The organism is Methanobacterium sp. (assembly GCF_038562635.1).
In the GTDB taxonomy this organism is placed as follows: domain Archaea; phylum Methanobacteriota; class Methanobacteria; order Methanobacteriales; family Methanobacteriaceae; genus Methanobacterium_D.
The window spans coordinates 1,697,961-1,711,027 of sequence record NZ_JBCFBO010000001.1; the positions used below are offsets into that span (position 1 = coordinate 1,697,961).

Below are 13,067 nucleotides of genomic sequence, written 5' to 3' on the forward strand. Positions count from 1 at the left end.
TTTTGCAGGCGTCAAAAATCACAGATTTTTGACAGTTTTGCAAGTATCCATAAACCATTTAATGTTTCTCCTATGTGAGGTCATGCCTCTTTTAGTCATCTTTTAATCATAAGAGGCCATTAAGTGAATGAAAATTTGTCCTCTACTTTGTTGGTTCATCCAAGGACAATAGGGCGGGAAAAATTTCAGGTTCAATAAAATTTTTTGTTAAAGATGTAAGTATAAAACTCCATATTACAGCACTTACAATCAAAAAAGAATTAAAAAGTATTTAAATGTAAATTACGGGTAATTATAGACAAAAATGGTGTCGCTTAACTTTTTTATTTTATAATTACTGGGCGGGTGGGTGCCTCCAAAAACCGAAGGTTTTTGGGTTCAGGAAATGTTTACAAAATCTTCGATTTTGTAACAGCAAACACTTCATGTTTGCATGCTATGCATTTCTTTCAACCTCCAAAAATCCCATGGATTTTTGGTGTCCTCAAACGCTTTGCGTTTGGTACATTGGAAATCTTCGATTTCCAAAGGTTCGGAAAATTCTATGAATTTTCCTCAACTTCCTTATACTTTAATTTTTTAAAAATATAATTTTAAATTTTTTTTTAAATAACTGCATTAACTGAAACAATCTATTTTAGGGCTTTAAGAAATTGTATAAGAATAGAATTGTTTGGCAGCTTATTTAATATAATTTAAAGTAAATTACGCTTTTCTCTTAAAAGTACAAAATATTATTAAATGAATTTTAAGGATTTTAAGGCCATTTAATCTAGTTTTAAGACATTTTCAATGATTGGAGTTTTGATTAATTTTTTAGTATTTATTGGATATTGTTTTTATTTGAGTAAAGATCACATATTTAGAATTTTAAAGTTCAGAACATTTAATTAAACTAGGAATATACTAAAAAAATTGTTTATACATTTTCCGTTTCTTCATAAAAATCTAACACCTAACCTACTTTTAAAATTTAACCATACTGCACAATCCAGTTATTATTTATTAATTAAAAGTAAAATAATTTAAAGGAATTAAACCAGAATATCTTAAAAAATCATTTCAAATAATGCAAAAAGGGATAAATTATGAAAAAAGTGCTTTGGTGGTTAATCCTTGGTACGAGGGGAGGAATAAACCGTGCCAAAATTATTAAAAAGTTAAAGGAAAGGCCTTACAACGCACATCAACTTGCTGAAGAGTTAAATGTCAATTATAGAACCATTAGGCATCATATAAAAATTTTAGAGGACAGTGAAGTTGTTAAATCTGCTGGAGAAAAATACGGTAAGATGTACTTCCTTTCAGAGAATATGGAAAAAAATTACAGGGATTTTGAAACCATCTGGAAACAAGTACAAGATGGGAAAAAAGATAATTGATTTATAGGGATTAAAATGGCATTAGAACTATTTGGATTAGCATTAATTAAAACAGCAGCTATTGGTATAGAGATCGCAAATATTGGCCTCTTATCAGGATTACTCTATCTTTATATTAAAAGCTACAGGCAGATAAAGATCGGATTTACCGTAGGGCTTATACTATTTGCATCAGTTCTTTTAATTAGAAGTATTTTAACCATTGCACTTTTAATTATAGATAGCGACATGTTAACAGGTAGACAGATACTGATCGGTGGTTTTATCGAATTTATAGCGCTCGCCATATTATTGAAGATTACTTGGGACTATTAAAGCCAGTTATAACGTTTTAATGTAACTATTTTTGCCATACATTTCTAAAATAGTCCATTTTATCAGATAGTTATTTCAAAGTTAAAAATTCAAAAAAAATAGAGTAGTAAATAGCTACCTAAAACGGTAATGATGCATATTTACCATATATTGTTGCGGTCGATGTTTTCCAGTTATTTACAACTCCAAATGAGTTTTTAGAACTGGTTGCATCTGCTTTATACCATTTACCATTTACATATATTTCTGCCCAGACATGACCATACCAGCTGCCGCTTGAAAATTTACAGTAACCATGTACATATCGAGCAGGCAATCCCGAAGCTCTTGAAAGAGCAACTAATAAATGAGCAGTATCACAACAATTTCCCGTCTTTTTAGAAAGAGTACCTACAGCCCCATACTTAGTATTATAATAGAAAGAATAACCTAATTTATCCCTTACATAGTTATATACAGCTACAGCCTTGGCATAACTAGATGTTTTACCGCTTGTAATTGATTTAGCCTTTGATTTTATAGTAGTACTGGTTGACTGACAGTTCGTTGTGGCTTTTAGATATTTTGTTAATGAACTAGATGTACTAGAATTAGAATTTGAGCTATTGGTCGTGTTAGATTTACTGGATGTACTAGATGAACTAACGCTACTCGAGCTAGAAGTAGTCGAACTGGATGTTGTAACTTTTTTGTATGTTACTACCCATTTATACTTCCACGTGTATTTCCAGGTATATTTCCACTTGTATTTCCACTTACCTTGGTACTTGTACCATGATTTATACCATGACTTATACCAGTATTTGTACTTTACTTTTGTATATACCTTTTTATATACAGTACTAGCCGCATTTACCTGTACTCCGATCGATTTTTGAGTTTCTGCAACTGAAACTCCATTTACATTGTTTGAATCACCGATAATAGTCGTCTGTGATTCGTCTAAATAACTTAACCCATTTGAAATGGGCAAAATGCATAGTGCTAACGCTAACAGGCCAGCAAATGCAAAACGCGAAACTCGCTTAATTGTACCGCCTCCAAATGCCTGAAAATTTACTATAAATATAATAAATTTTTCCGCAAACTTAATATATAGTTAGATTTACGTCCTTAAATCAATTTTCAGACATAATTATGTTCTAAAAAGAAGCATATATAAATATTTTGATTCAAAATAACCATAAAAGATTTATTATAATCCTTTTATTGTTTTAAAAACGTATTAAAGATATTCATCATGAACATAAATCAATATAATCATTCAGTTACTTATTTAAGAAAATAAGGGCATATAAAATGATATTTACATAAAAGGGAATATTTAAATATGTATTTACATTACATTACTTCCTTCAATTAAATAAAGCTGCATAATACAATATTTTTTCCAAAAAAAGGCATAATAATGCTATTTTACATAATTAAAGCGTGTTTAAACTAAATTGTATCCCCATCACAGACATTTGCATTATAAGTCCCGAGTTTAAACTATTAAAAACAGCCCCAACTTAATTTAAAAAGAGATATATAAATAAAAGCCGCTTTTACCAATATTTTAAATCTAAAAACAACCATACATGCCATAAATACGTATTACTTAAAATCAGCACTTTTTATGTTAATTTATAAAGAGATTTGTAAAAGATTTGTATATAATTTACACCTAATTTTGAAAAACTTATTTAAATACTGGTTATTAAAAAAATGGCTGTCAGTTAAGTATTATAAAATTTCAGACAGGAGTATTGAATCATGAATTATTTAGGATTAATTATAAAAAATCCATTCAGAAATAAAACAAGAACCTCCCTTGCAATTGTGGGTATTGCAATTGGGATTGCAACTATTGTAGCACTGGGCCTTGTCACCAGTGGTCTTCAAGCATCCACACAAAGCACCCTTAAAGCAGGGGCTGCTGAAATTACAGTAACACATACTGGTTCTAACGAATTTGGATCAACATCAGGCAGTATCAATGAAAGCCGTGTAGCCAATATTTCCAATACAAGCGGCGTGAAAGAAGCTGCAGGGATTTTAAGAGCTACAACAAACATAGAAGGTAGTTCAGGTAACGGTCTTTCCATAAGCGGTATAGACAGCAGCAAATTAAGTCTCATGGGAGTAGACAGCATAAATGGAACGATCTACTCAAATGGAAGTACAAACGAGATCATACTTGGTAAAACAGCTGCTGAAGATCTTAACAAATCAGTTGGAGACAATATTACAATATTTGGTAAAAATTTCAAAATTACAGGAATATTTGAAACAGGGAGTTTCATACAGGACGCAGGAGCATTCATGCCTTTAAATACCCTCCAGAATTTAACCAGTAACGACGGTAAAATCAGTACCATTGCAGTTAAAGTAACTGAAAATGCCAATGTAACAGAGGTAAGTCAGCACATTGAAGATGAATATCCTAACGAATTATCAACAGTAACCGCAGCAGATCAGGCAGGCAGAATAAATGACGCACTAGGAGCCATTAATACAGCCACATGGGCAATTTCACTCCTTGCAATAGTTATAGGTGGAGTTGGAGTTATCAATACCATGATAATGTCAGTATACGAGAGAACACGTGAAATTGGAGTTCTAAAAGCTGTAGGATGGAGAGGTAGAAGAATACTTGGTATGATACTGGGTGAATCAATTGTACTTACCATCATGGCGGCCATAGTCGGTACTATTATAGGTGTAGTAGGTGTTGAAGTTCTCCTATCATATTCTGCAACATTTGGAACTATGATTAAGCCAGTATTCTCGCTTGATCTGTTTTTAAGAGCATTTGGAATTGCCTTCCTTGTAGGAATCATTGGAGGAATCTATCCAGCTTACAGAGCAAGCAGACTAGCACCAACGGAGGCACTGCGCTATGAATAATGAAAACATTATTGAGATTAAAGGCCTCAAAAAAAGCTATGATAAAGGCAAAATAAAAGCCTTAAATGGAATAGACCTTGAAATTAAAAAAGGAGAATTTGTTTCCATTATAGGGCCGTCAGGTTCCGGAAAATCAACCCTCCTTAACATGATCGGGGCACTTGACACTGCTGGTGAAGGCAGTGTCGAAGTAGCAGGTATTGACCTGACCAAAACCAAGGATCTAAGTAAATTTAGATCACAGGAAATTGGCTTTGTGTTCCAGCTCCATAACCTGATCCCAAACCTTACAGTGCTTGAAAATGTCCAGATCCCCATGATTGGGACCTCCATTTCAGGTAAAGACATGGAAAAAAGAGCTTTAGAACTTTTAAAATCAGTAGATCTTGAGGACAGGATCAATCAAAGGCCGACCAAACTTTCAGGTGGAGAAAGACAACGTGTGGCCATCGCAAGAGCATTAGTTAATAATCCATCCATTATTCTAGCAGATGAACCAACAGGAGCTTTAGATTCTAAAACAGGAGATATCATTTTAGATTTACTTAAAGATCTTCACAAAAAGGAAAATGTAACTCTTGTTATGGTAACACACGAGCCCTACGTTGCAAATATGGCCGACAGGATTATTACAGTGCGTGACGGTAAAATTTTAGAGGAGAAAACGAACAATATATCCTAACTTAAACTTTAAAGAGCGGGCGGGTAACTCCAATGTATCAAAATCTATCAAAAATCTGTGATTTTTGACAAAAGAATCTTTCAAACACTTCGTGTTTGCATGCTTCGATTTTGACAAAACCTCCTTTCTTTATGGCGGGATTCTCTTTAAAGATTAAAAATTACTGACACATAGTGGCTTTAAATCAAATGAAATACAAAGCAGTATAAACACATTTATAGGAGATAAAATGGACTTAATAACACATTTTTTAGTACCTTACATCATTTTAGCGGCAATTGGTAGCAAGAATAAACTTGCAGGAGCCTTTGGTGGTATTTCACTTGATTTTGACACTATTTTTGTCACATGGATTGGATTGTTATCTCCCCAGCTTTTCATTTTGGCACACAGAGGAATTACTCACTCTTTTATATTTGCACTTGTGACATCTACCCTCTTTTTGTATGTGTTATCAAGAAAGCAGATAAATGGATTTATCAGCAGCATTATAAGGCGCGATATATCCGTGGAATTTACAAAAACTACCATTGCACTTGCATATTTTGGAGCAGTTATTCATTTATTCCTCGATTTCCTAACAACAAAAGGTATTCCCCTATTTTATCCCCTTTCAATTACCAGGTATGCTGCAGAAATATATCCTGCAGTTGACATTATAATAACCGTTCTTGCAGTAATTACACTGCTTGTAATTTACCTGAAAGTAAATCAAAAATACAAGAGAACTGCTATGGCAGTTTTTATGATTGTTTTAGTATCATTTGGATGCGTAATGGCTTATGAGAAATCAAATGCAATTAATGCCGAGACTCTAACTTTAAACTCAAGTTACAATCATTTATCCACTTATCCAACCCAGGACATGTTCATGTGGGACGTTGTAAAAAGCAATTCACAAAACAGCAGTTACATAGTATCAGAGTACAACACCCTGCAAAATCAAGAATCAAACATCAGGACATATAATACCCCTTCAATTGAAAATGGATCTTACACTTCAGCACAAAATGCCATTAATACCGCAAATGACCTTCCAGTTGTTGAAAGGTTTAAATGGAATTCATATTATGCATTAATCAATGCAACATACAGTTCAGGAGAATGGAAAATAACTTACTATGATATCCTGAATTCATGGACTGGAAACTATATAACAGTTACAATATCTAACTAAAAAAATGGAGCCAAAATGACATTAGAATTATTAGGATATAGAGCAGCGGAAATTGGGGCCATATGCGTGGAATTTTTAAATATGGGCCTTTTATCCGGGTTAATTTATCTCTATATCAAAAGTTACAGGCAGATAAAAATAGGGTTTACAATCGGCCTTATGTTATTTGCATCATTCCTGCTACTTAGAAGTATTTTTGCCGTTGCCCTTTTAATTTTAGATAATGATATGATTTCAGGCAATCATGAATTTTTAAGCAGCATTATAGAATTTATAGCACTTGCCATACTTCTAAAGGTTACATGGGATTATTAATCCATTTTTTCATTATTTGATTTAAAATAAATCAGTTCTAATGTTAAAAACAGCTATTTTCTACCAATCAATTTAGTAACTCCTGAAAAATTGTGACTTTATTTGGCATAAACAAAGACGCTAATTTATTAGTTTTGTTTTTTATAAATAGATACATCATTAACTTCTGAATGATTAAGGTGAATTTATGAAAATTATACGATTTTTAAAGGATGATCATAAAAAAACAGGGTTATTAAACGGCAATAATATAACAGAACTTTCACGCTCAACCATAGAATCAATTAACTCCAAAAACATCGAGGAGTTCCAAAAAGATACTAACTATAAAGTTGAAGAAGTGAAGGTATTGCCCCCAGTCTCACCATCTAAAATTGTGTGCGTTGGCTTAAATTACAGGGATCATGCCTCAGAACTCAATATGGACCTTCCAGAAGAACCTATAATATTTATGAAACCCCCAACCTCCGCAGCAGGACATTTAGCTAACATAATTTATCCTGCCTCAAGCCGTCAGGTTGATTATGAGGGCGAACTAGGCATTATTTTGTCTAAAGAAGCAAGAAATGTGAAATCAGAAGACGCTGTAAATTATATAGGAGGATATACTGCATTAAACGATGTAACAGCGAGAGATTTACAGAGAAAAGATGGGCAGTGGACAAGGGCAAAAAGTTTTGACACATTCTGCCCCATCGGACCATGTATTGAAACCGATTTAGATCCAATGAATCAAAATATTTCACTTAAACTCAATGGAGAATTTAAACAAAAATCAAACACTAAAAACATGATATTTAACGTTTATGAGCTCGTTGAATTCATATCAAATGTAATGACCCTTAAACCTGGCGATGTAATTGCAACTGGAACTCCTCCCGGTGTTGGTCCCATGAATATTGGAGATACTGTTGAAGTCGCAATTGAAGGAATTGGAATGCTTAAAAATTTTATAAAAAAGGGTTAAAAAAAATAGTAAATTTATGCTTAAAATTCGTTTAAGCTGCTTTAATTAATTATTTTTTCCCAGTTAATTCTTCAACTTCGTTTTTACCTTTTGCAAGCTCTTTGACCTGTTCTTCATCCATTCTTAAAAGCATGGTCTGAAATTCACCAACATGGGTCTTTTCTTCTTGAGCTACGTCTTGAAGAACTTTTTTAAGGTCTTCATCGTCAGTGATATCTGCCATCTGCTCATAAAGGTTAATAGCATCAAACTCTGCCATTATAGCTATTCTTAGAAGCTCTTGGTCTAAATTTTTATTTTCTCTTTTTATTTTATTAATATCTATAGGTACTTTAGAAAACATTCTTTTACTCCCTTAAGATACAATTTAATTTTTATTTGCTCATGGCCGGAATATTACATGTTATCCACGTAAATTGTTGATTAAATTTTATAGAAGATATGGACATGAGCTTCCAAAATTCCATTATTTAATATGGATTTGATATTTTTTATATTTTATCATTTTCCAAATTTAAAGTGTTAAATCTGTTTAAAAGCAAATTAATGACATATTAAATTCAAAATGCTCCCCAAAATTAATAATATTTCACAAAATAGATTTAAACGAATGAATCATGTCAATGTGGCAAAAAATAAGAACTAGATTTGAAAGCCACTATAATAAACCACCATAAAATTTTTCAGCGCTTCAAATCCAAGAATTATTTCTCTATTTCGTATTTAGTACTTCTTTTTCACTATCTGAAGGGATTAAAAAAGTTAAACCCATTGTTATCAAAGATAACACTGCCAGGATAACAAAAACAATCTGGAAACTTCCAGTAATGTCCAGGATTTGTCCAGTCATACTGGGCCCAATTACCGCACCGATATAACCAATTGCTACAACAACACCGCCAGCAACCCCTGCATGCTTTTTTGGCATGATTTCTACAGGTAAACTGAGTAATGTGTTAAAACGTAAGATGTTTATAACTCCTGCAATTGCCATTATAAACCAGATGGCAAGTTCGGAGGCATATAATATCCATATTGCAAGGAAAGCAAATATCAAACTGGGCACCCATATAAGCAGTCTTTTCGATATGCTACCCCTTGAAAACAGCATTGGCACCAATATTACAGTCGGGACGCCTACCCACAGCATAACTGATGTTAACAGCCCACTAAGGCCCAAACTAACTCCTTTTTGCAGCAGGTAAGTTGGAAGCCATCCCGACCATGTATAAAAGAATATATTATGGAGTAAAAGTATAAAAGCCAGAAGCCATAGCGTTTTATCTTTTAATACATCCTTTAGCCCTACAGACCCTGTTTGTTCAGATTCAATTTCGGCACTCGGACAAGGTGGTTCACGTACCGTAACCCACCACAAAATTGTTGCAACGAGCAGCGGTACACTCCACACGTAAAAAACACCCTGATAGCTGTTAGTTAGCGGATAGATCAGTGGAACTGTAATGGCCAGAGCTGTCCCAATACCTGCAAGTAGTCCGAAGCCCGTGATAAATCCCATGACAGAACTTGTCTGCTGGCTGGAACTGCATGATCGAGCGAGTTTTGGCAGGTTTGCAAATGTACATCCCATTCCAAAGCCAAAAATGATCGAAAATATGAGGGACCCCGAATAAGTTGATGCTGTTCCTCTAAGCACCGCGCCGATACATGCAATAATGGCGCCAATTCCAATTGCCCTTTTTAAGCCTATCCTATCAGCGATAATACCTGCAGGAATTGCTACTATAGCTATCATAAGTATAGGGGCGCTGAAAAGTAAACTTGTCTGGAAATGAGAAATATGTAGATTTGCAGACAGTATAGTTCCCATCGGTGGGGTGATAAACAAAAAAGCCCATGTACAGAAATTCAAGATTATTGCAATTATAATGATATTCCAGGGTATTTTATAATTACTATTAAAGTTGCTGTTATCCATTTTATACATCTCTTAAACAGTTTTTATCTGTATTGCGTTTATCCAATTGTAATTTTGACATATTACTATAACAAAATTAAGCCAGATAATTCCAGCTGCACTAAATCTGACGATTATTTCATAATAAGATAAAAAACTGCTGTTTTTATCAATCAATTAAAATTAAAAAAAGAGTATATCCTTCGATATTACTCTATATAGATAGCAGGCTTGTAAGGCATTGCATTTTTGAACTTACCCTTTGGATCATAGGTAGGTTTTTCATATACAATCACTTCCGCACCTGCCTCGCTTGATAAAAAGTCCAGTGATTCCTCAATAATGGAACACTCATCAATTTGGCCTACATATTTAATTTTAGTTACTTCCCTTGCCACTTTCTTTGCAAAGTCTGCAATTTCTTTTTTATTATCATGCAGGTTTTGTTTTATGGATTCGCCCATTATTCTACCTATATCTGGCCTTCCAATATCTTTTGCAATTTCGAAAACCTTCCATTTCCATTCAGGAGCTACATAAATGTGGATTTTGTTTGGTTCTGCACCTGTGATTTTCTTTATTTCGTTTATATCACCTGCAAGTCCCTGTACAATTTCCTCGGCCTTCTGAACTTTTTCATCTATTAAGTTCTTATTATATTCAGGCCACTGTGCATTTGATACAAATCCTTCCCCATCAAGTTTGCTCCACAGTTCTTCAGATGTATGTGGTACAAATGGAGACATTAAACGTATCCAACCACATAATATATACGTTAAAACGTTTGAAATTTCTTCTTTTGCCTCTCCATCCTCCAATTCATGTTCTATACGGTGGAAGTAATGATCAATATCCTTTTTAAAGATGAATAATAATTCCTGCAGTGCTTTTCGTGTCTGGAATCCTTCAAGTGCCTCTGTTGCATCTTTAATTCTCATGTTAAACTGGCTTAAAATCCAGTTATTTATGGGCTTTTTAACTTCCCCTAACTTAAAGTCTTTTAAAGATACAGGAGACCCTTTAATTTCAGCAACACGATCTGCAAATTCTGAAAACCATTCTAACCGTCTTTTGGTCCCTTTTACTTCATTTTCTCTCCAGTCAAAGTCCTGCCATGGTTCTGCAGATGCCATTAAAAAGAGCCTTACCACATCTGCTCCGTAGGCTTCTATAGCATCATTCAAAAGGATTACATTTCCTTTTGAAGAGGACATCTTGTTTCCTTCAAGAAGACCCATTCCAAAGACCACTATACCATTCGGCCACTTGTATTCAGGGAATATTGCAGAATGGTGGAACATGTGGAATGAAAGGTGGTTTCCAACCAGGTCCTTAGCTGAAAGTCTCCAGTCCAAAGGATACCAGTAGTTAAATTCATGCTTGATATCTTCAAAAAGTGGATCCTTTACGTTTCCAGAGTACTTTCCGAGGTCTAAAAATACATCATCAAAGAATGAATCGTCAAGATCATCAGGATTAATATCCTTCATGTACTTTGCAATTGTATAATAAGCCATATAAATTGTAGAATCACTTAAAGGTTCTATTAACCATTGATTATCCCAAGGCATTTTTGTCCCAAGCCCAAATCGCCGGCTGCAGGCCCAATCTTCTAACCACCCGATATAATATTCAAAATTAGCCCTTATTTCTGCAGGGACTATATTTTCTTGAGCAAGGCAGTTATATGTGCTCTGTTTCCACTGTTCATCTGAATATTTAAGGAACCACTGGTCTTCAAGTATCTTAACCACACACTCTGTACCGCACCTGCACACAACAGGTTTTTCTGCAAAGTCATACATTACATCCCCTTTTTTAGCTTCAAGAAGATTTTTTATAACCTCGTCCCTTGCAAACGGTACTTTTAAGCCGTCATAATCAGGAATATTTGCCATAACTCCCTTTGCATGTTCCAGTTTATACAGTTCATTTGTGGCGTCAGAAAGTCTTGGATCTTTCTGGTTTTTAACACCAAACTTTTCAATTATTTCTTGAGCAGGGAATTTTCCAAAGCCTTCAAGCTTTACAATGCTGATCGGCTCTATTTTTTCCACTTTTTCTTTTATATCGTACTTTTCAAGCAGTTCTTCGTTCTCTTTGAGATCTTTAAGTGCGATGTAGTCTGCAGGAGCGTGTGCTGGTACAGAATAAACAACACCAGAACCATATCCCGGATCTACAAATGAAGCAGGGAGTATAATGTGTTCTTCGTCAGTTAGAGGGTTTTTTACATATTGACCTATTAACCCATTTGCATCAATAGAAGAATCAATGACAGCATCCTTTTTTTGATGGATGATGTTATCAAATGCTTTTCTAGTTATTATCCAGCTTTCATCGTTTAGTTTTACACGGATGTATTCTTCATCTGGATTTAACCATAAATTAGTAGCTCCAAAAAGTGTTTCAGGACGGAACGTTGCAGCTACAAGGTAGTCGTCGCCTAACTTGAATTTAACAAGGGTGAGCTCGTTTATTGCAACACCTTCCCCTTCCAGAAGGTCGTGGTCCCCTACAGGGTTCATTTCTTCTGGACAGTATTTTACTGGATGTTTTCCTTTACCTATGTATCCTTTGCTTTTAAGTTTTCTAAACTGCCATTCCACGAATTTTTTATAATGAGGGTCTGTAGTTCTAAATTCCCTTCTCCAGTCTATTGAATAACCCATACTCTGCATTACACCGTGGTATTCAGTACTGAAATATTTTACGATATATTCAGGGTCTGTAAATTTAGCGAGCTCTTCTTTTGAGACTTTGTGGACATTTTCATAGATATTTAGTGTCCAAGGGTCTTTTCTTTCAATTCTTTTTGCAATACCTATAACTGGAGCACCTGTTACGTGCCATGCCATTGGGAAAAGAACATTGTATCCCTGCATTCTTTTAAACCTTGCATATACATCCGGTACTGTGTAAGTCCTTCCATGTCCTATGTGCATTGCCCCGCTTGGATAGGGATATGCTACTGTTAGAAAAATTTTCTCTTTATTATCAGGATTAGATTCAAATAAGTGTGATTCTGCCCATTTTTTCTGCCATTTCTTTTCTATTTCGTTCAAGTAATCACCCAAATAATGTTTATTCTGCAATTTTATTTAATTTCACCATCTAAATAGTCTAAATACTCGTTAGAACCTTCAATTATTGGAATTGCTAAAATAGCAGGATTTTTATAACTGTGAATTTCTTTTACTCTTTTTATAATATTTTCTATGTTGCTTACCTTAGTTTTTACAATGAGAATAGATTCCTTATCTTCCTCTATTTCTCCTTTCCACCAGTACAAAGACTCAATTGTAGATATTATATTTATACAACCTGCTAATCTTTCTTCAACAATAATTCTTCCTATTTTCTTAGATTCTTCCTCTCCAGATGTGGTTATATAAACTAAAGCATACATCATTTACCTCTTT

At 34.2% G+C, this 13,067-nt stretch carries 12 protein-coding genes; 7 read left to right on the forward strand and 5 right to left on the reverse strand.

Annotation, left to right across the window (positions count from 1 at the left end; translation table 11 throughout):
- Positions 1-1,088: 1,088 nt before the first annotated feature.
- Entirely contained in the window at positions 1,089-1,382 is a 294-nt protein-coding gene (locus AAGU07_RS08250) for a winged helix-turn-helix domain-containing protein (protein ID WP_342458633.1), read from the forward strand.
- Between the two features lie 15 nt (positions 1,383-1,397).
- The gene (locus AAGU07_RS08255; RefSeq protein ID WP_342458634.1) at positions 1,398-1,697 is read left to right on the forward strand and encodes a hypothetical protein; all 300 of its coding nucleotides are present in this window, start codon (positions 1,398-1,400) and stop codon (positions 1,695-1,697) included.
- Positions 1,698-1,815: 118 nt separating this feature from the next.
- Here AAGU07_RS08255 and AAGU07_RS08260 read toward each other — a convergent pair whose 3' ends face one another.
- Positions 1,816-2,670 carry a transglutaminase family protein gene (locus tag AAGU07_RS08260; RefSeq protein ID WP_342458635.1) on the reverse strand — a complete coding sequence of 285 codons (855 nt, stop codon included), beginning with the start codon at positions 2,668-2,670 and terminating at the stop codon, positions 1,816-1,818.
- 782 nt (positions 2,671-3,452) lie between these two features.
- Here AAGU07_RS08260 and AAGU07_RS08265 point away from each other — a divergent pair.
- The 5 genes from AAGU07_RS08265 to AAGU07_RS08285 all read left to right on the forward strand — a co-directional run bounded on the left by AAGU07_RS08265 (position 3,453) and on the right by AAGU07_RS08285 (position 7,727).
- Positions 3,453-4,586 (forward strand): ABC transporter permease, encoded by a 1,134-nt coding sequence (locus AAGU07_RS08265; protein WP_342458636.1) that lies wholly within the window; start codon positions 3,453-3,455, stop codon positions 4,584-4,586.
- A complete protein-coding gene (locus AAGU07_RS08270) occupies positions 4,579-5,268 on the forward strand; it encodes an ABC transporter ATP-binding protein (protein WP_342458637.1) in 690 nt (229 codons plus the stop codon). Before AAGU07_RS08265 ends, AAGU07_RS08270 begins: the two co-directional genes overlap by 8 nt.
- Before the next feature lie 229 nt (positions 5,269-5,497).
- Entirely contained in the window at positions 5,498-6,445 is a 948-nt protein-coding gene (locus AAGU07_RS08275; protein ID WP_342458638.1) for a metal-dependent hydrolase, read from the forward strand.
- A 15-nt stretch (positions 6,446-6,460) separates the two neighbouring features.
- Complete coding sequence (locus tag AAGU07_RS08280) at positions 6,461-6,760, forward strand: hypothetical protein (RefSeq protein ID WP_342458639.1); 300 nt, start codon at positions 6,461-6,463, stop codon at positions 6,758-6,760.
- A gap of 187 nt (positions 6,761-6,947) precedes the next feature.
- A complete protein-coding gene (locus tag AAGU07_RS08285; RefSeq protein ID WP_342458640.1) occupies positions 6,948-7,727 on the forward strand; it encodes a fumarylacetoacetate hydrolase family protein in 780 nt (259 codons plus the stop codon).
- Positions 7,728-7,776: 49 nt separating this feature from the next.
- Here AAGU07_RS08285 and AAGU07_RS08290 read toward each other — a convergent pair whose 3' ends face one another.
- The 4 genes from AAGU07_RS08290 to cutA form a co-directional block, all read right to left on the reverse strand.
- A complete protein-coding gene (locus AAGU07_RS08290; protein ID WP_342458641.1) occupies positions 7,777-8,070 on the reverse strand; it encodes a ferritin family protein in 294 nt (97 codons plus the stop codon).
- A gap of 369 nt (positions 8,071-8,439) precedes the next feature.
- A complete protein-coding gene (locus AAGU07_RS08295) occupies positions 8,440-9,666 on the reverse strand; it encodes an MFS transporter (protein WP_342458642.1) in 1,227 nt (408 codons plus the stop codon).
- Between the two features lie 188 nt (positions 9,667-9,854).
- Complete coding sequence (gene leuS, locus AAGU07_RS08300) at positions 9,855-12,710, reverse strand: leucine--tRNA ligase (protein WP_342458643.1); 2,856 nt, start codon at positions 12,708-12,710, stop codon at positions 9,855-9,857.
- A gap of 32 nt (positions 12,711-12,742) precedes the next feature.
- A complete protein-coding gene (gene cutA / locus AAGU07_RS08305; protein WP_342458644.1) occupies positions 12,743-13,054 on the reverse strand; it encodes a divalent-cation tolerance protein CutA in 312 nt (103 codons plus the stop codon).
- Between the last annotated feature and the right edge of the window lie 13 nt (positions 13,055-13,067).